Annotated in this window: 24 protein-coding genes and 1 tRNA gene; 12 read left to right on the forward strand and 13 right to left on the reverse strand. The window is 64.3% G+C overall.

Going from position 1 to position 22,912, the window contains the following annotated elements:
- Genes FGL95_RS12795 through FGL95_RS12820 form a run of 6 tightly spaced genes read left to right on the forward strand, consistent with a single transcriptional unit; the run spans position 1 to position 5,465 of the window.
- Positions 1 to 1,122 (forward strand): beta-ketoacyl-[acyl-carrier-protein] synthase family protein, encoded by a 1,122-nt coding sequence (locus FGL95_RS12795; RefSeq protein ID WP_169587306.1) that lies wholly within the window; start codon positions 1 to 3, stop codon positions 1,120 to 1,122.
- Entirely contained in the window at positions 1,119 to 2,291 is a 1,173-nt protein-coding gene (locus FGL95_RS12800) for a thiolase family protein (RefSeq protein ID WP_169587308.1), read from the forward strand. Before FGL95_RS12795 ends, FGL95_RS12800 begins: the two co-directional genes overlap by 4 nt.
- A gap of 11 nt (positions 2,292 to 2,302) precedes the next feature.
- Entirely contained in the window at positions 2,303 to 2,764 is a 462-nt protein-coding gene (locus FGL95_RS12805) for a Zn-ribbon domain-containing OB-fold protein (protein WP_169587311.1), read from the forward strand.
- Positions 2,761 to 3,543 carry an enoyl-CoA hydratase/isomerase family protein gene (locus tag FGL95_RS12810; protein WP_338079838.1) on the forward strand — a complete coding sequence of 261 codons (783 nt, stop codon included), beginning with the start codon at positions 2,761 to 2,763 and terminating at the stop codon, positions 3,541 to 3,543. The genes FGL95_RS12805 and FGL95_RS12810 overlap by 4 nt, the downstream gene beginning before the upstream one ends.
- 9 nt (positions 3,544 to 3,552) lie before the next feature.
- On the forward strand, positions 3,553 to 4,695 hold the full coding sequence (locus FGL95_RS12815) for an NAD(P)H-dependent flavin oxidoreductase (RefSeq protein ID WP_169587313.1): 1,143 nt from the start codon (positions 3,553 to 3,555) through the stop codon (positions 4,693 to 4,695).
- Positions 4,692 to 5,465 (forward strand): SDR family NAD(P)-dependent oxidoreductase, encoded by a 774-nt coding sequence (locus FGL95_RS12820; RefSeq protein ID WP_169587315.1) that lies wholly within the window; start codon positions 4,692 to 4,694, stop codon positions 5,463 to 5,465. The genes FGL95_RS12815 and FGL95_RS12820 overlap by 4 nt, the downstream gene beginning before the upstream one ends.
- On the opposite strand, the gene FGL95_RS12825 is transcribed toward FGL95_RS12820, so the two are convergent.
- Positions 5,459 to 6,097 carry a TetR family transcriptional regulator gene (locus FGL95_RS12825; RefSeq protein ID WP_169587317.1) on the reverse strand — a complete coding sequence of 213 codons (639 nt, stop codon included), beginning with the start codon at positions 6,095 to 6,097 and terminating at the stop codon, positions 5,459 to 5,461. The two genes, FGL95_RS12820 and FGL95_RS12825, sit on opposite strands and share 7 nt — an antisense overlap.
- Before the next feature lie 105 nt (positions 6,098 to 6,202).
- Positions 6,203 to 6,832 (reverse strand): TetR/AcrR family transcriptional regulator, encoded by a 630-nt coding sequence (locus FGL95_RS12830; RefSeq protein WP_169587319.1) that lies wholly within the window; start codon positions 6,830 to 6,832, stop codon positions 6,203 to 6,205.
- 238 nt (positions 6,833 to 7,070) lie between these two features.
- On the opposite strand from FGL95_RS12830, the gene FGL95_RS12835 reads away from it, so the two are divergent.
- The 5 genes from FGL95_RS12835 to FGL95_RS12855 all read left to right on the forward strand — a co-directional run bounded on the left by FGL95_RS12835 (position 7,071) and on the right by FGL95_RS12855 (position 14,430).
- Positions 7,071 to 8,519 (forward strand): cytochrome P450, encoded by a 1,449-nt coding sequence (locus FGL95_RS12835; RefSeq protein WP_169587321.1) that lies wholly within the window; start codon positions 7,071 to 7,073, stop codon positions 8,517 to 8,519.
- Between the two features lie 48 nt (positions 8,520 to 8,567).
- Positions 8,568 to 11,666, forward strand: a complete 3,099-nt coding sequence (locus FGL95_RS32340; protein WP_240962976.1) for an aldehyde dehydrogenase family protein — start codon at positions 8,568 to 8,570, stop codon at positions 11,664 to 11,666.
- An 82-nt stretch (positions 11,667 to 11,748) separates the two neighbouring features.
- The gene (locus FGL95_RS12845; protein ID WP_169587323.1) at positions 11,749 to 12,573 is read left to right on the forward strand and encodes an SDR family oxidoreductase; all 825 of its coding nucleotides are present in this window, start codon (positions 11,749 to 11,751) and stop codon (positions 12,571 to 12,573) included.
- A gap of 291 nt (positions 12,574 to 12,864) precedes the next feature.
- Complete coding sequence (locus tag FGL95_RS12850; RefSeq protein ID WP_169587325.1) at positions 12,865 to 13,149, forward strand: helix-turn-helix domain-containing protein; 285 nt, start codon at positions 12,865 to 12,867, stop codon at positions 13,147 to 13,149.
- A 108-nt stretch (positions 13,150 to 13,257) separates the two neighbouring features.
- Positions 13,258 to 14,430 (forward strand): site-specific integrase, encoded by a 1,173-nt coding sequence (locus FGL95_RS12855; protein WP_169587327.1) that lies wholly within the window; start codon positions 13,258 to 13,260, stop codon positions 14,428 to 14,430.
- 72 nt (positions 14,431 to 14,502) lie between these two features.
- Here FGL95_RS12855 and FGL95_RS12860 read toward each other — a convergent pair.
- The 3 genes from FGL95_RS12860 to FGL95_RS12870 form a co-directional block, all read right to left on the reverse strand.
- A tRNA-Ala gene (locus FGL95_RS12860) sits at positions 14,503 to 14,575 on the reverse strand.
- A gap of 72 nt (positions 14,576 to 14,647) precedes the next feature.
- Positions 14,648 to 15,382, reverse strand: coding sequence for a thioredoxin domain-containing protein (locus FGL95_RS12865; protein ID WP_169587329.1), 735 nt, complete (start codon positions 15,380 to 15,382; stop codon positions 14,648 to 14,650).
- Entirely contained in the window at positions 15,379 to 15,894 is a 516-nt protein-coding gene (locus FGL95_RS12870) for a MauE/DoxX family redox-associated membrane protein (protein WP_169587331.1), read from the reverse strand. Before FGL95_RS12870 ends, FGL95_RS12865 begins: the two co-directional genes overlap by 4 nt.
- Before the next feature lie 37 nt (positions 15,895 to 15,931).
- On the opposite strand from FGL95_RS12870, the gene FGL95_RS12875 reads away from it, so the two are divergent.
- A complete protein-coding gene (locus FGL95_RS12875; RefSeq protein WP_420838040.1) occupies positions 15,932 to 16,663 on the forward strand; it encodes a VIT1/CCC1 transporter family protein in 732 nt (243 codons plus the stop codon).
- Here the strand turns inward: FGL95_RS12875 and FGL95_RS12880 are convergent.
- The 8 genes from FGL95_RS12880 to FGL95_RS12915 form a co-directional block, all read right to left on the reverse strand.
- Entirely contained in the window at positions 16,634 to 17,809 is a 1,176-nt protein-coding gene (locus tag FGL95_RS12880; RefSeq protein ID WP_169588151.1) for an MFS transporter, read from the reverse strand. The two genes, FGL95_RS12875 and FGL95_RS12880, sit on opposite strands and share 30 nt — an antisense overlap.
- A gap of 64 nt (positions 17,810 to 17,873) precedes the next feature.
- A complete protein-coding gene (gene pgm / locus FGL95_RS12885; protein ID WP_169588156.1) occupies positions 17,874 to 19,517 on the reverse strand; it encodes a phosphoglucomutase (alpha-D-glucose-1,6-bisphosphate-dependent) in 1,644 nt (547 codons plus the stop codon).
- A gap of 81 nt (positions 19,518 to 19,598) precedes the next feature.
- A complete protein-coding gene (locus FGL95_RS12890) occupies positions 19,599 to 19,961 on the reverse strand; it encodes a CrcB family protein (RefSeq protein WP_169587333.1) in 363 nt (120 codons plus the stop codon).
- A complete protein-coding gene (locus FGL95_RS12895; RefSeq protein WP_169587335.1) occupies positions 19,958 to 20,296 on the reverse strand; it encodes a DUF190 domain-containing protein in 339 nt (112 codons plus the stop codon). Before FGL95_RS12895 ends, FGL95_RS12890 begins: the two co-directional genes overlap by 4 nt.
- A complete protein-coding gene (crcB, locus tag FGL95_RS12900) occupies positions 20,289 to 20,708 on the reverse strand; it encodes a fluoride efflux transporter CrcB (protein WP_338079839.1) in 420 nt (139 codons plus the stop codon). Before crcB ends, FGL95_RS12895 begins: the two co-directional genes overlap by 8 nt.
- Before the next feature lie 105 nt (positions 20,709 to 20,813).
- Positions 20,814 to 21,440, reverse strand: a complete 627-nt coding sequence (locus tag FGL95_RS12905; protein ID WP_169587337.1) for an LON peptidase substrate-binding domain-containing protein — start codon at positions 21,438 to 21,440, stop codon at positions 20,814 to 20,816.
- A 24-nt stretch (positions 21,441 to 21,464) separates the two neighbouring features.
- On the reverse strand, positions 21,465 to 22,562 hold the full coding sequence (locus tag FGL95_RS32945; protein WP_169587339.1) for a cytochrome P450: 1,098 nt from the start codon (positions 22,560 to 22,562) through the stop codon (positions 21,465 to 21,467).
- Positions 22,559 to 22,864: a hypothetical protein gene (locus FGL95_RS12915; protein ID WP_169587342.1), complete on the reverse strand. Its 306-nt coding sequence runs from the start codon at positions 22,862 to 22,864 to the stop codon at positions 22,559 to 22,561. Before FGL95_RS12915 ends, FGL95_RS32945 begins: the two co-directional genes overlap by 4 nt.
- Positions 22,865 to 22,912: the final 48 nt, after the last annotated feature.

Here is a 22,912-nt window from a genome sequence, read left to right on the forward strand (position 1 = left end):
ATGAGGGACGATGCAGTGATCATCGGCGCGTGTGAGGTCGGGCTCTCGGCCGACTACTCGGGCTCCTGCGACGAAATGGTGTTCGAGGCTGTCGCCGGGGCGCTGCGCGACGCGGGCCTGAACAAGTCCGACATCGGCTTGTCGGTGGTGGCTTCCTACGACCTTTTCGACGGATCTGCGTTCTCGAACAGTCTGACCACACCGGCTGCGGCAGGCTGGCTGACCAACGAGTACCGGCTCGAGGACGACTCCGGCGTCGCCTTGATCAGCGCGTCCGCTGCGATCCGATCAGGTGCCGTCGACGCAGCCGTCGTGGTAGGGATGCACCAGCCCCCCACACGGAGCAACGACGCGTGGAATGCGCTGCGCTTCGCAGATGCGGCGTCGGCGCTGTCGTTCGGCGCCCTGTACGAACGTCCGATCGGGTTGACGGCATCGATTGCGACAGCACAGCACGCGGCCCGCAGGGTCGCGACAAGCGCCGCTACCGTCGAACATTTCGCCGAGGTCGCCGCAGCCGAAATCTCCACGGGGGCATGCGGTCCGCGCACGGCGCGGGCGGCATCGGTGACGGCCGAGCAAGTGCTCGCCGCCCGCGTTGTCGCAACGCCGTTGACCGAGCTGATGCTGCCGGCTCCGGCAGCGGGTGCGGTCGCGATCGTGCTCACGTCTGCGACGCGCGCCCGAATGTGCAGACACCCCCGCGCGATCCTCCGCGGTTCCGGCGTCTCCAACGGTGGTGCACCTGGGGGGCGCGAATGGCTCGTCGAGCCAGAAGCCGCAACCCGCCGTGCCGCAAAGGCTGCATACCGTCAGGCCGGCATTACCGATCCGGCGAGCGCGTTCGACGTGGCCGAGTTCACCGCGATCTCGCCGGCAATGGTCGAACCACTCTGCGACTCGCTCGGACTTCGCACCAACGGCGTCGTAAGGAATCCATCCGGCGGCGCCAGAAGCTGTTATCCGGGCGCCGCGAATGGGGCGTTGCGGGTGGTGGAGTGCCTCGACTGGCTCGAACGTCACGGCCGGCGGGGTAGTCGCGCGTTGTCGCACAGCGTCGACAACCTGACAGGGCCGATCAGCGCCACGTCGACGGTTCACGTTTTGGAGCGGTTCTCATGAACGACGTCATGATCGCAGGTGTCGGGTTCACCGAAGCAATGGCTGCCCATCGACGAGTTGAATCCAGAGCTGAATTATGCCGCGAGGCCGCCCATGCGGCACTCGACCATGCAGGCAGCAGTCGAGGTGCGGTGGATGCACTTGTGGTCGGGCAGATCGACGGTCTCGAACCCACCAACGTCGGCGGCAGGCACATTGCCGCGCAATTGGGGTTCGGTCCGCTTCCCGTCTTCTTCGTTTCGTGCGGTGGAGCAACCGGCGCAACGCTTCCACAAGTGGCGCGCGACCTGGTCGGCGCCGGTGACTACGAATCAGTCCTGTGCATCGGGCCGCCGACCTTCGACGGAGTGATCGACTTCCAGAAGACACTCAACCGAGTCTTCGCGGCGACCGACCCCCCGCTAGGGATCGGTTCGGTCCATGTCGGCGCCGCTATCGCCTCCGCGTACCAACGGCGGTACGGCGTCACGACCGAGGACATCGCGCTCGTCGCTGTCAAAGCCCACGACAATGCTGCTGCCAATCCGTATGCGCACCTGCGGAATCGGACAACTGTTGCGGATGTGCTCACGACCCCGCTGGTTGCGTCGCCCCTTCATGTGGGAATGGTCTGCCCAGTGTCGTCGTCGAGTGCCGCGTTACTCGTCACCTCGGCCGAACGCGCGCGCAAGTTGCGAAACCCGTTGGTGCGGTTGCGCGCCATCGAGTCGAACGCCGATACCGGCAGGCTGTCGGGGCGCCCAGGACTGGCGGACATGCAGAGTCTCGCGGTACTGGCACGCCGGGTGTTTCGTGCTGCCGGCGTCACCGATCCCCGGCACGACATCGACGTCCTGGAGCTGTTCGCTCCCTACGCCGCCTTCGAGTTGATGCAGTACGAGGCGCTCGGCCTGTGCCCGCCGGGCGCGGCGGGACAGTTGCTCCGCAGCGGCGCGACCGGCGCAGGTGGCGACATCCCAGTCAACCTGTCAGGTGGACCACTGTGCACCAACGCCGGCGTTGCCGCTGAACTCGCGCCGTTCGGCTACGTCGCCCTGCAATTGATGGAGCAAGCGGTCGGCGAACAGGCAACAGACGCCCGGCGCGGCGCAGCGCATTCGATGGGCTCGTCCTGGTTCATGTGCAACACCCTCGGCGTGCTGGAGCGCGTCGAAGACCGAATCGCGTGAAGGAGATAGCGATGACGACCGAATTGCCGACGGCCATCGAGGTCCGCTGGGACATCGACTTCCGGGTAAAGATCGGCGCAACTGCCGGGAAGTTCCTTGCCGGCCTTCGTGACCGGCGGATCCGCGGCACGCGGTGCAGCCGATGCAACTGGGTGTACGTCCCGGCGCAGAGTTACTGCGAGCGGTGTCTCGAACCCGCCGACGAGTGGGTCGACGTCGCGACCTCGGGAGTGCTCGACAGCTTCACCGTCGTCCACCTCGCGCCTGGTGGGCCGCCTCCCCCGTTCGTCCTCGGCTCGATTCACCTCGATGGTGCAGACGGACTGTTGCAGCACTACGTCGGCGGTGTGGAATTCGACGACACCGGCCGTCCGATGCACCTTCAACCAGGTCAGCGCGTCGAGGCCGTGTGGAAACCCGAACGATCCGGCAGCATCCTCGACATCGAGCACTTTGTTGCGGTGACGCGGTGAACGACGAAACCGGTTTGGCTCCAGTGCTCTACGAGACTCGGGGTCGGGTCGCGATCATCACGCTCAACAGGCCTGCCAAACACAACTCGCTCACGCCCGAAGTGCTCGAACTCCTTGCGCGCCATGCCGAGGCCGCGCAGCACGACCACCATGTTCGAGCCATCGTCGTGACCGGCACCGGCGACCGGGCGTTCTGCGCCGGCGGTGACCTGGCAGAGCTCATCCCGCAGGTCGCATCAGGCGCAGTCGCCGTCGTCCCCGACCCCGCCAAACGGTTCTTCAGTGACATCTTCAAACCCGTCATCGCTGCGGTCAACGGACTGTGTATCGCCGGTGGCCTCGAGATCATGCTCGGCACCGACCTGCGGATCGCCGCTTCGCACGCCACATTTGGGCTCGGCGAGGTGCGGTGGGGCGTCATCCCTGCAGCTGGATCCCACGTTCGGCTTCCTCGGCAGATCCCCTGGGCGATCGCGATGCAGATGCTGCTCACGGCGACCCCCATCAATGCGGCACGCGCATACGAAGTCGGCTTGGTCAACGAGATCGTCGAAGGCCCAGCAGTACTCGAACGCGCGATCCAGCTTGCGAACGAAATCGCCGACAACGCACCCCTGGCAGTCGAGACCGCGAAGGAGATCGCCGTACGGGCACTCGCGCTCGAACCGGCATTCGCGCTGGAACACGCACTCGCTGAACGTGTTCTGCGCAGCGACGACGCGCGTGAAGGACCACGCGCGTTCACCGAGCGACGCCAACCCAACTGGTCCGGACACTAGGAGAACACCATGCACACGCCCCTCTGTGAATTGTTCGGGATCGACCACCCGATCTTCGGCTTCAGCCCATCACCCCCCGTCGTCGCCGCAATCAGCAACGCCGGCGGCATGGGCGTCCTCGGCGTCGCGGCGATGACACCGGAAGGCGTCGACGAAGCACTGAGCTGGATCGAGGATCAGGTCGGTGAGCGGCCCTACGGAGTCGACGTCATCATGCCTGCCCTCACCGCCGAAACCGCGGCCGTCGACACCGAGCAACTTGCCGCCGAACTGCGCGCGCGAATTCCCAACGAGAATCGCGAGTTCGTCGACGATCTCATGGATCGGTTCGCACTCGAACCGATCCCAGACGACAACATGACACCTGGCGGCATGCTGACCCACCTCGCCGCGCGCAGTCAACTCGACACCGTGCTGCAGCACTCGCCGGCCTTCCTCGTGAATGCGCTCGGCACCCTCCCGGCCGACATTATCGAGACGTGCCGACAGCGTGGCATCCGGACCGGTTCGCTCGCCGGAAAGGCCAAACACGCAGTCGCACACCGGGATGCCGGTATCGACGTTGTGATCTCCACGAGTTACGAGGCGGCCGGGCATACCGGCGACATCGCCGGTATGGTCCTTCACGCCGAGATCGCGAATGCCGTCGCCCCGCTCCCTGTGCTGGCATCTGGAGCTATGGCAACCGGGCGGCAGGCCGCAGCAGCCATCGCGCTCGGCGCGCAGGGGGTCTGGGCCGGTTCCGCGTGGCTGACCTCCGACGAATGGATCGGTAGGCCACCGCCGACCGCGATGTTCCCCGGTTGGACCGACGCGAAACAGGCCTACCTCGACGCGACCTCCAGCGACACCGTCCGCACCAGGTGGGCCACCGGCAAACCGGCGCGGCTGCTGCGGACGCCGTGGTCGGACGCATGGGAAGCCTCGGACTCGCCGGGTTACCTACCCATGCCACTGCAGGGCGCCCTCGTGACCGAAGCCCAACGCAGAATGGGCCACTGGAATCGGTCCGACATCGGCTTCATGCCCGCCGGGCAGGTCATCGGCATGTTGAACGAGATCAAGCCCGCCGGCCGGATAATCGCAGAGATGGTTCGCGAATACGACGAAGTCGTTGCGAGCCTTGCGAACACGACGACGGGACCGCGATGAAACCTTGGCACGATTTGACCGGTCACGTCGCGATCGTCACCGGGGGCAATGCCGGAATCGGTCTCGGCATGGCACGTGGTCTCTGCCGATCCGGCGCCGCTATCGCGATCTGGGGCACCAACGCAGATCGCAACGCGGCCGCGGTGCGCGAACTCGCGGGCATCGGCGGCGACGACCGTGTCACGGCTATGACGGTGGACGTTTCCGACGAGGACGCAGTCGACGACGGAGTTGCCCGCACCGCACAGCACTTCGGTGCTGTCGATTCTTGCTTCGTCAACGCTGGAGTCGGCGGGCACGTCGACGACATCGAAGCGCAGGAGACGGCGGACTGGCACCGAACGCTCGCGGTCAACCTCCACGGCGCGTTCCACACGATGCGCGCGGCCGCCAGAGAGCTACGCACACAGCGGCGCGGTGGCTCGTTGGTCGTTACCAGCAGCCTCGGCGCACTCGACGGCATGCCACGCAACGTCTCCTACGCCGCGAGCAAAGGAGCGGTCATCTCGATGGTTCGATCTCTCGCCGTCGAACTCGCGCGCGACGCGATCCGGGTCAATGCGCTGGTGCCTGGCTGGATCGACACAGCGATGACTCAGCCGATGCTCGCGACCAGCGCCGTCAACCAGAAGATTCTCCCTCGAATTCCATTGCGGCGCTGGGGAACACCCGACGACTTCGAGTCGACCGCCGTGTGGCTCGCCAGTCCGGGGTCAACGTACCTCACCGGCCAGACGATCGTGCTGGATGGCGGATACTCGATCTATTGACCGGTCCACGCGTCCAGGCGATGCAGATTCGGATATCCCAGCACCATCTTGCTCAGCTCGGTCACGAAGGTTTTCTGTGAGATATCCGGTTCATCGAGGACGTAACGGATCGATAGGCTCGTCGCCGTTTGCGTCAGCAGCCACGCCGCCGCCGCAGGGTCGGTGTCGCCCAGCAACTCACGCCGGTTGGTGAGATACCCCCGAGTCAGGTCCGCCACGCGGGACTCCAATCCTGCAAGTGCCTGGCCCCGGCGACCCGGCACCTGCTCGACGAGGGCGCGGACCACGTGCCGACGTTCCGCCAACGCCTCGAGGACCGCGTTGATCATCGTCGGAACGACGACCTCCGGCTGGTCCCCCATCAGAGTGCTCATTTGCTGCGCCGCTCGCGACGCGAGCCCATCGGCGAACTCAGCGACAATGGTCGCGATAATTGCGTCCTTGTTAGGAAAGTACTGATACAGAGAGCCGGGGCTGATCCCGGCTTCCTCGGCGATCCGAGTCGTCGAGGCTCCCTCATAACCGCGGTCCGACAGCACAGTTGCCGCGGCCGCCAGTATCCGAGCGACCATACTGCGCGAACGCTCCTGAGCAGGCACTTTACGAGGCGACGACACACGCTTGGTGGACACCGAGCAAGCGTAACGCGAATGTTCGATCGCGTTCCTAGACGGTCGACGGACATCGGTCAGCTCGGCCGGGCCCGCTTTCGGTCAGGATAGGCACCCGTCTGCAATTCATTGCTGATAAGTAGCGAGCCATGTGGCGAGCATGCAAACTGCGTGGTCGACGAGTACGTCGCGCTCGATCGCGGGCGGACGTTTGAGCGCGATCTGACTGGCGAGCGACATCATCGTCGTGCTCCCCAGGAACGCGATTGCATCGGTTTGGGTGTCGGTCGGCGATAGCCCCAGCCCGTGGATGATCGCAATTCGGCCGACCTCGAACATTCGGGTTTCCATCGGCGAGAGGCGAGGCTCGGAACCGGTCGGGCGAGCCAGTCTGTCGCTGTAGGCGCGCAAGATCGGGCCATGTCGTTCGACACCCTCGACCGCTGCTACCAAGACTGTGCGAAGAGCACCTTCGAGGGTGTCGTTGAGAGAGTCGACGGTGACGCGACTCGCCTCCTTTTCTATGTCGATGACGAGCCGACGAAACACTGCCTCGACGAGTTCGTCTTTGTCCTCGAAGTACCGGTAGAGCGTCGCGATACCCACACCCGCACGTTCAGCAATGCGATTTGTCGTAGCACCCTCGTACCCGTGTTCGGCAATCACCCGAGCAGTGGCTTTAACGAGATCGTCGACAGTCTTCTTCGATCGTTGTTGTATCGGACTATTTCTGCTGCTCTTTGCTGGTTTTCTCATACGTGGTGCGACCTTCTCAACCTCGCCGAAAAGCCGAGTAGTAACCGAGTAAGTATTCGGATTAGCGTACTACAGACGCATCGCGAGTCGGTTCCTGCAACGCCGCGGGGATGTGGACTCGAACGGGAACAGGAGACACCGTGCACAGCGGCACGACACCGAAAACCGACGCGACATCGTCGCAACCGCCAGATCGAAGCGAAACGCCCCCGGTACCCGGAGAGGTCGTCGCACGATGATGAACCGAGACAGACTTGCTCTCAAAGTCCAATCCGTCGCCGCAGACCTTGCACGGTATGTCCCGTCCACCGGTGACCGCCCACTGGCCGACCCGCCGGCCGAGTCCGGACTTCTCCCAGTTCCGGGCTCACCCGGCATGCCCGTACTGGGCGAAACGCTAGCTTTGGTGGCCGACACGCTGGGTTGGGCGCAAGACCGCCATGCGCGCTACGGAGACGTTTCGTGGTTCGACGCATTCGGAACCTCGTTGGTCCTCGTGCTCGGTCCAGACGCGATCGGCGAGGTGCTGGCCAACCGGCAGCGGGTGTATTCGAACGCCGAGGGTTGGGGCTATTTTCTTGTGCCCTTCTTCGAACGCGGAATCATGCTCATGGACGGCGAGGAACATCTCCACCACCGCCGAATTCTCCAACAGGCGTTCAGTCGCGAACGCTTGGTCGGCTACTTGGAGCGGATGAACCCGGTGATCGCGCAGGGCATCGCCGAATGGGAACCACAGCACGCTTTCCAGGTGCAGCCGGCGGTCAAACAACTGGCGCTGAACGTCGCCACCGACGTCTTTCTCGGCGTGAAGCTGGGGTCGGAAGCCGAACCGGTCGATCAGGCCTTCATCGATCTCGTGCACGCCACGGGTTCGATCGTGCGGTTCGATGTTCCCGGCGGTGCGTGGCGCCGCGGATTAGTCGCCCGCCGCTACCTCGAGGACTTCCTCTCTGCGCAGGTCACAGCCAAACGGGCTGGGGCACAAGATGACCTGTTCAGTGTGCTCACCCGCGCTCAGGACGAAGAGGGCAACACCTTCGCCGACGTGGACGTCGTGAACCATCTGATCTTCGTGCTCATGGCGGCCCACGACACCAGCACCATCACCGCAACCATGATGTGCTACCTGCTCGGCCGCCATCCCGAATGGCAGCAGCGGTTGCGCGAGGAGTCGCGCGCCCTCGGAAAGGACTTCATCGAATACGGCGACATCGAAGCGCTCACCGGTCTCGACCTCGTGATGAAGGAAACCCTGCGGATGTACTCACCAGTCGCCCTCTCGTGCCGTCGGGCGGTGGCGGATACCGAACTCGCAGGTCACTACATCCCAGCTGGGACGCGGTTGATGCTCGGAGTACAGGCTTCTCACCGCCTGGAGCCGTGGTGGACGAACCCCGACACATTCGATCCGGAGCGATTCGCCGAGCCACGCCGCGAGGACAAGCTACACAAGAACGCCTTCAATCCCTTCGGCGGCGGCGTCCACAAGTGCATCGGAATGTTCTTCGGCGGCATGGAAGTCAAGGCACTCATGCACCAGTTGCTGCTCACGCACACCTGGAGCGTGGCGCCGGACTACCACCCGCCCATCCGCGTCGCCACCGGCCCGACGCCTGTCGACGGGTTACCCGTCCGACTACGACGAATTCAACCGTCCGACTTGCCGAAAAGCCGGGCGCTATAAGCACTCCAGATCAGCTCCTGTCGAATTGTCGAAGAGAAGAGTCAAAAGATGACTTTCGAGGTCAGCAATCCGGCCGACGGACGAAGCGTCGGCGTCGCCGCCGAAACGTCAATCGCCGAGGTTGCCGCCGTTGTCGCAAATTCCCGTGTAGCGCAAAAGGAATGGCAGGCGATCGGCGCAAAGCGGCGAGCACGGACGTTGCGCGAGCTGCAGGGCTGGGTGTTCGACAATGCCCAACACCTTGCCGATGTGCTGCAGGACGAGGCCGGTAAGCCCCGCGCCGACGCGCGTCTCGAGGTGGCCTATGTTGCCGATCTGCTCGGTTACTACGCCGACCAGGCACCGGCGTTTCTCGCCGACGAGCATCCGTCGGGACACGGCCTGCTGGGCATGGCCAAGCGCTTGACCACCACCTACCGGCCGTACCCGGTGGTCGGAGTGATCACGCCGTGGAACTACCCGCTGATCATGCCTTCGCTGGACGCCATCCCCGCGCTGGCTGCCGGTGCCGCCGTCGTGCTCAAGCCGTCCGAGGCCACCCCGCTGAGTGGACTCGAACTGGCGCGCGGCTGGCGTGAAATCACTGCGCCTCCGGTGTTTTCGGTGGTGACCGGCGCGGCCGAGACGGGCGAAGCAGTGGTGGATGCCGTCGACTACGTGCAGTTCACCGGGTCGACCCGAACCGGCCGGCGAATCGCTGCGGCGTGCGCCGAGCAGTTGAAACCGTGCGGCCTCGAGCTGGGCGGTAAGGACGCGGCAATTGTCCTCGCCGACGCCGACATCGACCGGGCTGTGCACGGCATCGCGTGGGGCGGGCTGGTCAACGCCGGACAGATGTGCATTTCGGTCGAGCGGGTGTACGTCGAAGCGCCGGTGTACGACGAGTTCGTCCTCAAGCTCGCCGACCACGTCTCGAACTTGCGGCTGGGTGCCGACGACCGCGGGCACCGATTCGATGTCGGCACCCTCATCGCCGACGCGCAACGGGACGTGGTGACCGATCACGTAGCCGACGCGGTTGCCAAGGGTGCGCGAATTCTCGTCGGCGGTAACGCAACCGGTATCGGCAACTTCTTCGAACCGACGGTGCTGGTCGATGTCGATCATTCGATGGCGTGTATGACCGAGGAGACCTTCGGACCCACGTTGCCGGTGGTGAAGGTCGCGAACGAGGACGAAGCGATCCGGCTCGCCAACGATTCGGCTTACGGGTTGTCGGCGTCGGTGTGGACCCGCGACCGCGCCGCGGGCAAACGGGTCGCGAGCAGGCTGGAGGTCGGCGCGGTGAACGTGAACGACTCCGGCGCCAACATGTCCGCCTACGCACTGCCCATGGGCGGGTGGAAGCAATCCGGCATCGGTGCTCGGCTCGGTGGCGCGGCGGGTGTCCGTAAATATTGTCGGGCACAAGCGATCACCGAGCCACGGGTCCCGGTGCCGGCGCGGGAAATGTTCTGGTTTCCGTACTCCTCGCGTGGGGTGACGCAAACGGTCGGTCTGATGCGCCTGGTTGGCGCACATGGCCTGCGGCGCTTCGGCATCGTCGGAGTTGGCGCACAGGAACTCCTCGACCGGGCCGCTGACGAGTCCGTTGCCGCGGGCGTGCTCTGGCGTGCCGGGGCGATTCCGCGCGACCCGCGCGTTCTGCGTGCGACTGCGCGTGCGTCCGCGCAGTGGGGTCAGCTCGGCGGATTACCTGCTGCGAGCGCTGCCGCCTATCCCGAGCGCGTCGCGCTCGTCGACGATCGCGGTGAGCTGGCCTACGCCGAATTCGCCGAGCGAGTCTTCCGCGCGGCGAACGGGTTCCGCGCAACCCTACCGGCGAACCCGACTATCGGAATCCTGTGCCGCAACCACGCCGACGCCCTGGTCGCGTTGTTCGGCGCCATCGCCGCCGGCGCGCGAGTCGTGCTGTTGAACACCGATTTCAGTGCTCGGCAGGTGGATGCGGTGAGCGGTCGCGAGAAGCTCGATGCGCTCGTGTACGACGACGAATTCGACACAACGACAACGGGATTCGAAGGTATCCGCTGGTGTGCCTGGCAGGGCGACAAGTCGTTCGCCGCCCTCGTCGACGCGGCATCACCCGCTGAGCCGCCGCAGCCCGAGCGGCCGGGTTCGTTTGTCGCGCTGACCAGTGGCAGCACAGGCATGCCGAAGGGTGTGCCGCGCAAGACGGGTCGCAGCCTCGTCATTTCTGCGGGCTTGTTGTCGAAGATTCCGTTGCGCGGGAACGAGAGTGTGCTGGTGTCTGCACCCGTGTTCCATGGCTGGGGACTGATCGTCACCGCATTGTCGCTGACATTGGGTTCGACAGTGATCCTGCACCGGCGATTCGATGCGACCCGCGTCCTGACCGACCTGGAGCGCTACGGATGTTCGACGTTGGCGGCGGTGCCGACGATGCTGCGACGCCTGTTGGCAACAGATCGGGTGGCAAACGCGAATCTGCATGCACTGCGTATCGTCGGAAGCGGTGGGGCGCGACTGGATTCGCTACTCGAACAGCAGATCACCGACACTTTCGGTCCGGTGCTGTACAACCTGTACGGCTCCACCGAGGCCGCCTACATCAGCATCGCGACGCCGCAGGATCTGGCCGCGGCTCCGGGCTGTGCCGGGATCCCGCCACGCGGGGTCAAGGTCCGCATTGCCGATTCCGCGGGGCGTCCACTCCCGCCGAACACCGAGGGGCGCATCCTGATCCGCTCCGCCGGGCAGCTCGAGGCCTACACCGACGGCCGCACCGGCTCGGTGGTCGACGGCTACCTCGACACCGGCGATCGCGGCCGAATCGACGCCGACGGCAGGCTGTTCGTCGCCGGCCGATCGGACGGGATGATCGTCTCCGGCGGTGAGAACGTCTTCCCTGAAGAACTCGAGTTGGCACTGCTCACCCATCCCGCCATCGCCGACGCAGCAGTCACGGCCGTCGACGACGCCGAATTCGGGCAGCGTCTGCGTGCGTATGTCGTTGCTGCCGAAGACGTTTCAATCGATGAATCGGCAGTGCGCGGCCACGTCGCCGCTGAGCTGCCCCGCTCGCGGATGCCGCGCGACGTGGTGTTCGTCGAAGCGCTGCCCCGCACGGCGTCAGGCAAGGTTGTGCGCGCCACCCTCACACAACTACAGGCGGAGCACGCATGAGCAGCAGGTTCGAAATGGCCGGAGCCCGAAGGTCCCACTCGTATTCCAACCCGACCATATTCCAGCCCGACAGGACGACACGATGAACAGTCAGCCGAAAGAACGACGAATCGCCCTGACCGGCGGGGCACGCGGCATCGGATTCGCGACCGCACGGACCCTGCTCGACGCCGGCCACCGAGTGGCGATCGGCGACATCGACGCCGCCGCGCTCGAACGCGCCCACGCCGACCTCGACAACCCGAGGCTATCGGTCCTGCACCTGGACGTCACCGACAAACAATCGTTCACGACATTCCTCGACGCCGCCGAAGCCCAGTTCGGTCCGTTGGACGTACTTGTCAACAACGCCGGAATCATGCCAGTCGGTCCGCTGCTGGACGAATCCGACGAGATCGCGCGGCGCATGGTCGAGATCAACGTCCACGGAGTGATCACCGGAACCAAACTCGCACTCGAGCGCATGGCGCCGCGTCGGTCTGGACATGTCATCAACGTCGCATCCGTCGCGGGCCGGGTGTCAAGCCCGGGGCAGGCGACCTATTGCGCGACCAAACACGCCGTCGTCGGGTTTACCGACGCGGTCCGGCTCGAATTCGCCGATCGCGGCATCGATGTCAGCATGGTGTTGCCGAGTTTCACCGAGACCGAGATGTTGGCCGGTACCCGCGCACCCAGGCTGACCGGCAATCTGCCCCCGGCGAAGGTGGCGAAAGTGATTGTCGACGTCATAGATCGCCCCCGAGCCGAGGCGATCGTTCCCGGCTACACCGCACCGCTCATCCACGGACACGGGCTGCTCCCCCGGCCGGTGCAGAAGGCGCTCGCGCACTTCTTCGGCAACGACACGATCTTCCTGGAGGTCGACGCTGCCGCCCGGAAGGCCTACGACAACCGGATCGGTTGACACGATGACTGCAACCGAAATTCTTTGCGATGGAGTCGAGTATCCGGTCGCCGGTGGCAACCAGGGGTTTTCCTCATTTCAAGGTGGGGCAAGTTCTTCGACTCCACATTTCTCTACGTATTCAACGGCGAAACCGCAAACCCATGGGCCCCAACGTGTGAGCCGAAATGTAGGTCCCAGCTGATAACTCCCCGGCACCTGCGAGTTAACACGAGTCACCTTCCGTGCCCCGACGACAGGCGTGAGACTTAGCGGTAGCTAGGCAACTCAGCCGGACGAAGGGACTGAAAAATGAACAACCGCAACGTAATCGACGATCGGGAGACGCTCCGACCAACGCGGGACGAGGGTTCCAAGGCTTCGCATGACGATGTTTTACCCGCGCTCGACAATTTGCCGCTACTTCTCGCTGTACCCCTCGCTGCGCGCATTCTCGGAATTAGCCGAGCGGCCGCGTACAGACTCGTTGCTGCCGAAGAGCTTCCAGCTAGAAGACTCGGTGGACGCGTCTACGTCATCACGGCGGCCCTGCTGGACCTCACCGCTGCGACGGGACCCGGCACTACAAGCGCTTAGATCCGCTGGCCGGTTGACCATGCACCGTACCGGGTTGTCGGTGCTCCGCAGCATGATGTGCGCGTCGGGGCCACAACCGATTTCGTCGATGCGGAACGGAGAACCGTCATGACTGACCGTCTACCCAGACGCGCCGAGCCGATCGACAAAGTGACACTCAAGAGCGGTGCGGTTCGATACAGGTTCCGAATTGATCTCGGAGTGAAGGCTGACGGTTCGCGCGACCGGCGGTTCTTCACCTATCGGTCGTACAAGGAGGCTCGCGCCGAGTTTCGCCGTATCTCAACGGAAGTAGCGGCTGGGACCCACGTCAACCGCGGGCGACTGACAGTCGCAGAACACCTCGAAGACTGGCTGGCCGGAAAGCGCGACATTCGGCCCAACACTCTTCGAAACTATCGCGATGCTGCCAAGCCGATACTTCGCGACCTCGGACAGCTGGCGTTGCAACAACTGACCAAGGCTCACATAGATCGGTTCCTGACAAGTCTCCGACGCCGTGACGGCAAACCGTATGCACCCGAGACGATTCGGCTGACGCTCTCTGTGCTGAAACAGGTGACGAAGGACGCCAAACGGCAGGGCCTGATCGCGAGGGATCCAGCCGAGTTTGTTCAGGCCCCTATTCCCGCCCATGGACACCGAACCGCGGTCTGGACACGTCAGGAGGCGAACCAGTTTCGCAACCACGTTCGCGGTGATCGCCTGTACGCGTTATGGCTTCTGACGCTATGCGGACTGCGGCGCTCAGAAGTGCTGGGCTTGCGATGGGTCGACGTCAACTTTCAGTCCGAAACCATCGTGGTCCGCCAAGCGAGGGTGGAGGTCACTGCAAGCTTCATCGATGTGCAGCCACCAAAGACCACCCGTGGCCTGCGCACCCTCCCAATCACAGGTGAGGTCTCAGCCGCGCTGCAGGCGTTGCACAGGATCCAGAGCTCAGAACACATCGAGTTCGGGGGCGGCAGCCTCAACGAGTCGGCACTGATTGCGACGGAGCCCGACGGCCGACCGATTCTCCCCCGGACCTACACAGACCGCTTCAGGCGCGCCGCGAAGAATGCTGGCGTACCAGTGATCACTCTGCGCAATGTTCGTCACACGTCGGTCTCGGTCATGCTGGATGCCGGGATCCCGCCGACGACCGTCGCAGCCTGGCATGGCCACGACCCGCGAATGACCGTCAGCGTGTACGGCCGGACGTACGACGACTCGTTGAGAATCGCGGGCGCATCGATGTTCCAAAGCGTCGAGGAGCCCGACGACAGCGCGTTGGGATAATTTCGGGATACGCGTGCAGGACATACAAGAAACCGCAGGTCAGAAACATACTCTGACCTGCGGTTTCTTCGGTGGAGCTAAGGGGACTCGAACCCCTGACCCCCACACTGCCAGTGTGGTGCGCTACCAGCTGCGCCATAGCCCCGAACTTCGCGGTCTCGTTGCCTGACCGCTCGATCGAAGTTACACCATCGCAGGGATGGCCAACAAATCCCGCCTACAGCTTGCCGATCCAGCCGGCGTCGGAGACGTTGACCTGCTTGCCGCCGGACTGGACGGTCGGCGTCGCGACTCCGGTCGTGCCTTGCAGATATTCAATTCCTGCCTTGGCTGCGGCTGCTGCGTCGTTGATTTTCGTTCCGCTGGCGATGCACTGGACCGCCGAGTCTGGCGCGCCGGCTTCTCTTGCGAGGTCGGCAAGCTGTTGCTCGGTGTAGTCGCTCGAACCGCCCTCGGCGGGCTGCGTTGCGGCGGAGAACAGCTCGGTGTGGAACTTGGCAAAAGCGGTCGCGTTGCCGCTTTCGGCAACACAGAGCGTCGCTGCGATGGCGCGCGTCGAATACGTCTTGCTCGACGACTTGGTGTTCAGGAAGTCGATGAGCCGGTAGTGGACCGCAACTTTGCCTTCGTCGATTGCCTGCGCGAGCTGCTGACCGTAGCGCTCCTCGAACACCCGGCAGGCGGGGCAGAGCGGGTCCTCGAACACGTCGATCTGGGACTTCGCGTCGGGCAGTCCGAGCCGGACCGTGTTGTCCGGCAACAACTGGACCTGAAGTGCGGAATTGTGCGCAGTCCCGTAGCCCTCGTTGAGCGGTTTACTCCGGTTGTTCTGCCAGATCACCCCACCGATCACCACGATGGCAATGACGACGAGCGCTATGCCACCGAGGATGTAGGTGGTCGTGCTCGACGACTTCTGCGGAACGTACTTCGCATTGCCCTTCGGGCTCACTGGCTCTCCTTCACCATCGATAATTCTGCGACCACTGTGCCAGGTTCACCTGAGAAGTTCTGACGCGACCGCGGACCGAGTGCAGCCCATGTGCGCGGGAACACAACCAGCCACGCAGCGAGTGCGAGGAATCCGAGGTCGCGTGCGATTTCCGTCGCGTAGTCCCAGCCGTCGATGCCAGCGGTCACTCCCCCGCCGCTGAAGCATCCGCAATCGATCGACAGGCCGCGCGCCCAGGACGAGATGATCGCGCCGATGAACGCCAGCAGCATGATGCCCGAGGCCACTGCAGTCGGTCGCACAGCCAGGCCGATCAACAACAGCAGTCCGAACGCGATCTCGATGAACGGGAAGGTGTTCGCAACGGGGCGAACGAGATCGTCCGGAAGCAATTGGTAGGCATGGACGGCAACGATGGTCTGCGACGGGTCGGCAGCCTTCAGCCAACCCGAGATCAACCAAACGGTGGCCAGACCCAATCTGGCGAGCAACGTGACTGCGCGAATCCACACAAAACCCGAGAGTACCGACCGGCGTAGATTCACCCGTGTGACCGATCCACTTCCGGATTCCGAGGCGATGCCGCACGAATTCGATCATGAGCACTCCAATGTGTCGGGCGGCTGGTTGCGGGCGGCGACGTTCGGCGCCATGGACGGCCTAGTCAGCAATACCTCGCTCATCGCGGGAGTCGGCGGCGCGGGGGTAGCGGCGCACACCATTGTCTTGAGTGGTGTCGCCGGCCTCGTGTCGGGAGCGTTCTCGATGGCGCTCGGTGAATACACGTCGGTCGCGACGCAAAACGAGCAACTCGAGGCGGAGGTCCGCGTCGAACGGCGTGCGATGAAGAAGCATCCGGAGGCCGAGCTCGCGGAGTTGGTCGACATGTTCACCAACATGGGGATGAGTCGCGACACCGCGACGGCCGCGGCCAACGAAGTTCACACCGATCCCGAACGCGCGCTGAACATTCACGTCACCCAAGAACTCGGGCTCGACCCCGACGAGAAGCCGTCGCCGTGGGTCGCGGCAGGCTCGTCGTTCGTGATGTTCTCAGTTGGAGCAATATTCCCACTGATTCCCTACTTGCTCGGATTTGCCTCCCTTGCAGCAGGTTTAGCGGTCGGCGGACTCGGGCTGCTGCTGGCAGGCGCGCTCGCGTCGCGGTTTACCACTCAATCGGTCGCGCAGGCCGCGTTGCGGCAGTTGGTGTTCGGCGCGATCGCGATCGGCGCGACCTACGCGGTCGGCTCAATCATCGGGATCGGACTTCCCGGCTGAGACGCCTTCCCGCACCATGGGTTCAGCGACTATCGACCAGCCGACTGCGGTCACGAGCAGCAGCCCACCCGTGACCGCGAAAGCGACCGAATACGAAAACCCTTGTGCGAGTGCTCCTGCCGCGATCGGACCGATGACGACGCCCATATCGGTGATCATTTGGACCGCTGCGAGCACCGGGCCGCCGCGGACCTTCGACCCGATGATGTCGGCGATGGCCGCCTGCTGTGATGGCATGCCCAACCCAGTCCCGACACCGGCCAGAAAGCCCATCACGAGAAACACAGCGATGGACTCCGAGACGCCCATCGCAATGGTGCTGACTCCGCAGATGACGGCCCCGAGGACCAGGAACGGCTTGCGCCCGTATCGGTCCGAGAGCCGGCCCGCAGGGATCAGTACGAGCGCGTCACCGACGGCAAAGATGGTCAACGCGATTCCCGCCACCCCAGCGCCGCGGTGCAACGTCTCGACGACGAACAACGGGATGACCGCGAACCGCACGCCCATGACCGCCCAGCCCTGAACGAAGCTCGCCCACAGCGCAGCCCGGTAGGTCGTCTTCGCCCAGGCTTGTCGAAGCGTCATCGTCTGCACGTCGCCCGGTGGCGCCGGGGCTGCCAACGCCGAATCACGGAGCGCGAAATAGACGACAGCCGCAGCGATCAGCAGCGCGACCGCGTAGATCGCGAACGGCACCCGTAGCCCGAAGCCGAGCAACGCACTGCCGACGAGCGGTCCAGAGATCGAGCCGAACAGGAAACTCGTTGCGTAAAGCCCCGACACACGACCGCGCATGTGCGGCGGGGAGATTCGGATGATCAGACCGAGGGAGGAGACGGTGAACATCGTCGAACCGATACCGCCGAGCGATCGGAACACGAGCAACTGCCAGTACTCCTGTGCGAACGCGCACGCACCGGTCGACAACGCGACGATCATCAGGCCGGTCAGGTAGATCGGGCGCTCTCCGCTGCGCTGGACCAGTCGACCGCTCAGCGGCGCGAACAGCAAGCGCATCAATGCGAACGCGCTGATGATGCCCGACGCCGCTGCTACACCGACGCCGAAACTCCGCGCGTACTGCGGCAGCGCTGGCGCGACGATGCCGAACCCAAGTGCGATCACGAAGCTCGCGGTGACCATCACCCAGATCTCGGGCGGCACCCCCTCGGACCGTGAGTGAGTTTGGCCCCCAGAGGGGACAGACTCACGCACGGGCGCGCAGCGCTTCCCCTACCAACTCCTGCGCAGCATCCTGCACGAGCTTCAGATGGTCCGGCCCTTTGAAGGACTCGGCGTAGATCTTGTACTTGTCCTCGGTGCCCGAGGGTCGCGCCGCGAACCACGCACTGTCAGTCGTCACCTTCAGACCGCCGATTGCTGCGCCGTTACCAGGCGCCTTCGTCAGCGTCGCGGTGATCTTCTCGCCGGCCAACTCGGTCGCAGTGACCTGCTCGGCCGACAGGTCCGCCAGGACCGCTTTCTGCGCGCTCGTCGCCGCGGCGTCGATGCGCGCATACGCCGGACTGCCGTAGCGCTTCTCGAGTTCGGAGTAGCGCGATGACGGACTCTGCCCAGTCACGGCTGCGATCTCCGAAGCGAGTAGCGCAAGGACGATCCCATCTTTGTCGGTGGACCACACTCCGCCGTCCATGCGCAGGAAAGAGGCTCCCGCGCTCTCTTCACCGCCGAATGCGAGCGTCCCGTTGAAGAGGCCCGGCACGAACCACTTGAAGCCGACGGGCACCTCGTACAGCTCCCTGCCGAGGACCGACACGACGCGGTCGATCATCGACGACGTGACGACCGTCTTTCCCACCTTGGTCAAGGCGTCCCAGCCGATTCTGTTCGCGACGAGGTAGTCGATCGCGACGGCGAGAAAGTGGTTCGGATTCATCAATCCGCCGTCGGGTGTGACGATGCCGTGGCGATCGGCGTCGGCGTCGTTCCCCGTCGAAATGTCGTAGGCGTTCTTCGCCGCGATGAGCGAGGCCATCGCGTTCGGCGACGAGCAATCCATCCGGATCTTGCCGTCGGTGTCGAGCATCATGAAACGAAATGTCGCGTCGACGGTGGGATTGACGACGGTCAGGTCGAGGTCGTGCCGATCGCCGATCTCGCCCCAGTAGTGCACACTCGCCCCACCCAAAGGGTCTGCGCCGATGCTGATTCCGGCGCCGCGGATCGCGTCGAGGTTGAGCACGTTGGGCAGATCGGCGACGTAGATGTCGAGGTAGTCGTAGCGCTCGACGGAGGTGCTCAGGGCCTGCCCGACGGTGACGCGCTTGACGCCCTCCAGGCCGTTGCGCATCAACTCGTTGGCCCGCGCCGCGATGGCGTCGGTCACCTTCGAATCGGCGGGGCCACCGTGCGGTGGGTTGTACTTGAAGCCGCCGTCGCGGGGTGGATTGTGCGACGGCGTGACGACGATGCCGTCGGCCTGCGCCATCGCACCCGAACTGTTGAAGCGAAGGATTGCATGGCTCACCGCAGGCGTGGGTGTGTAGCCGTCGCGCGAGTCGATCGCGATCGTCACACCGTTAGCGGCGAGGACCTCCAGCGCGGTCGTCCAAGCCGGTTCGGAAAGTGCGTGCGTATCTCTGCCGAGAAAGAGTGGGCCGGTGATGTCGTGGCTAGCGCGGTACTCAGCGATGGCCTGGGTGATGGCAAGGATGTGCGATTCGTTGAACGCGCAATCCAGACTCGACCCCCGATGACCCGACGTGCCGAAGACCACCTGCTGCGCGGGATCCGAAGGGTCGGGGACACGGCTGTAGAAGGCGGTCACCAGGTGCGCCAAGTCCTCCAGGTCCTCCGGCCGCGCCGGCTTACCGGCTCGATCGTGGGCCACCATGTGTCTCCTCTGCGGTTACGTTCTCCGCCGCTTCACTGCCCCCGGGCACGGATTGCGGCATATTCGCTTCGTATTCGATCACGCTAGGACCCACTGCGTCGCGGCGGAACCCGAGATCGCAGCACCGACACCGGCAACTAGACTCACGGCGACATTGGCGAGGGCATAAAGGTAGCTCCCGCCCTCGATCAGCCGCCAGGTTTCGTAGCCGAAGGTGCTGTAAGTCGTCAGTGCGCCACAGAAACCCGTTCCGATAAGAGCCGCGACCGGGCTGCCGGCGTTCGCGCCCACCAGTCCCCCAAGGATCGCCGAACCCACAATGTTGACGGTCAGCGTTCCCCATGGCATCAGACTGTCATGACGCGACTGCACCGCGCGGTCGATCGAATAGCGGACAGGTGCTCCCACCATTCCACCGAGCAGCACGAGCAGCGCAGTCACTCGGCGACCTCGGATCCGAAGTGCAGATGCTCGACTTCGTCGAGTGTCACGGTCGCCTCGGTGAGAAGCTCGGCGATGTCACTGGTGAACGCGCGGATCCGCTGCTCGTCGTCGATGATCACGACCAGTACGGGAAGCGACTCAGCGAGGTCGAGCAGCCGCGTCGTATGGATTCGCGACGACGCCCCATAGCCTTCGACACCGCGCCATACGCTCGCGCCCGCCAGCCCGGAATCACGTGCCCGTTTGACGATTTCTTGGTACCGCGGCTTGTGGTGCCACATGTCGTCTTGTCCGAGCAAGATCGATAAGCGCAACGACGTCGTACTATGCATCTCCAGCTCCTCGAGTCGAGATCCCACTCGCCGTCCTTGTACACAGGACGCCAAGCAGCACCGCCGAGACTGCAGCAATCGGGGTACCGACAAAATACAAAAATGCGGTCAGGTGAACGCCGGACTCGAACAGCCCGCGCACCTCGACCGTGAAGGTCGAGAACGTGGTGAAGCCGCCCAGAAACCCGATTCCGAGGAATGGACGCAGCAGCCGATGCGCCGCCCAGACCTCGGTGATGAGGACCATCAAGATCCCGATCAAGAAGCAACCGAGCGAGTTGATCAACAGGGTCGACCAAGGGACATGGCCAGGCTTGTGCGGAATCCAGACACCGATCGCATACCGCGCAAGAGCGCCGATCCCTCCACCGACGGCAATCACGCCGAGGACGGGCAGATCGTCCTTCTTCACAGTGCGTCCTCCTACTCCGCGCCGAGCCGGACGCGAGCCCCCACCGCGCCACTCATCCTAACCAGGACGAATTGCCACAGGAGTGGTTCGGCGTCGAATCGCCAATCACTGCAATCGAAACCGTAACGCGGCGACGACATCGTCGAGCGACTCCGCGAGCGCCGTCAATCGCTGGGCTGGACCGGGCGCACTCAGCACACGCTGGCGATCGGTTTCGCCGATAGGAAGGCCGGCGGAGAGCACGAACGACCGTGTGGACGGATCGTCCGGGAGTTCAGGTTCGTTGAATTCGGGAACCGACTTGCCCGACTGCTCGGCCAATTCACGCCAGACGAGATCGAGTTGGGTAATGGCATCGAGCACGCGCGCCAGTGGGACCGCATCGTCACCATCGAACTCGTCCGGCCACACCTCGACCTCCGCTCGTGGATAGGGGTCGTCGGGTAGCCAGCGACTGACCCGCACCCTGTCCTCGCCGACGCACAACAGTCCGAACCGGTTGCCTGGTATCGGCACACACGACGCGATGCGCGCGATGGTGCCGACATCGGTCCGTACATCGTCGCCGCCCACTTCGTGGCCACGCGAAATCAGGACGACGCCGAACCTCGGGTCGTCATCGAGAATGCAGTTGTCGACCATGGCGATGTATCGGGGCTCGAACACCTGCAGCGGCAGGCGCTCGCCCGGCAACAGCACGGTGCCGAGCGGAAACATCGGCAGAACTTCCACACCGACAGCATGCCTGCTCACACCTCACGCGTGCGAGCGCAGGTGCAATTCGTTCAATGCGTGGAAGGTGGTCGAGTCACGCCAGACAGCGTCCCGCTCGGCAAGCCGGAGATCCGGGAATCTCGTGAAGAGCCCGGTCAACGCCTCGATGGCCTCCAATCGTGCCAGCGCTGCACCGAGGCAGAAGTGCGGACCACCGCCGAATGCCAAGTGCCCCTGTGGTTCACGGGACAAGTCGAGCCGTAGCGGATCGTCGAATCGGCGCGGATCGACGTTGGCGCGGTCCAGCGCGAGCAGCGCGAAGCTGCCGGCAGGAATGTGTACGCCGGCCAACTCGACGTCTTCGACCGCGGTTCGCCCTGCAACCTTGATCGGGCCCTCCATGCGGAGCAACTCTTCGACGGCCCGCGCAGGATCGGTCAGCAGATGCGCACGCTGGTCCGGATTACGAAGCACCGCAAGAGTTCCGTTGCCGATCACATTCGCAGTGGTTTCGTGTCCCGCAGCGAGCAGCAAGACACACATCGAGATGACCTCGTCGACGGTCAGGCCGCCTTCGAGCATGGAGGAGATGAAGTCGTCCCCCGGATGCTGTTTACGGTCGGCGATGATCGGTGTCAACCACATCATGAGATCCATCGATGCATCGATGCTGGCTTCGAGATCTTCTGCAGTGGAATCGAATTCGAGCATCCGGACCAGGTCTGGCGTCAGATCCTGAAACATCTCCGCGCCTTCGGCTCCCACATCGAGCAATTCGGCGATCACCGCAAGGGGCACGACGTAGGCGAAGTCCGACATCAACTCGATGTCGTCATCGAGACCGCTCAACGCAGCGTCGACCACTGCGCGGATGCGTGGCCGCAACCGTTCGATAGCCCTGGGTGTGAATGCGGGGCTGACCAGCCGACGTAGCCGCGTGTGGTCCGGCGGATCCATGAAGAGGACGATCGTAGACGGCAACTGCTGCATCTCCGCTGGCGCCAATGAATTTCGCCGAGGATCGCTGCTCCACGACAGACTCCGCACCACCGCCGCGACCTCGTCGAACCCGGACACGATGAATGCGCCACTCTCTTCATCCCGCTCCACCGGGCTGGTCACTGCTATCGGTGTCGTCACACTTCTGCCCTCCAAAAGGCTGCTTCCAGTTCACCCATCTGCAGCGCACGCTGGAACAGCGGTTGCGTCTCACCGTCACCGGAGAGCGCCGAGAACGACAGAATCTGCCCAGCCTTCATCAGCACCCCCTTGGAGTGCCCAAGACGCTCGGCATCGCTCCGCTGTGCGCGCGTGAAATTCGGCCGAGTCTCCCCCACTTCGCCTGCGCCGCAGCGACTCCACGACCGCCTCACCTGCGGTCCGGCCGGCCAGGCCGACCAGCGGCGCGACGCGGCGGACCCTGCCTGTCCGTGGTGGCTCATACGCATTCATATCGCCGCTCCCAGGCCGCCGCGGCCTCGCCCATGGGT

The organism is Antrihabitans stalactiti (genome assembly GCF_012932915.1).
Classification (GTDB): domain Bacteria; phylum Actinomycetota; class Actinomycetes; order Mycobacteriales; family Mycobacteriaceae; genus Antrihabitans; species Antrihabitans stalactiti.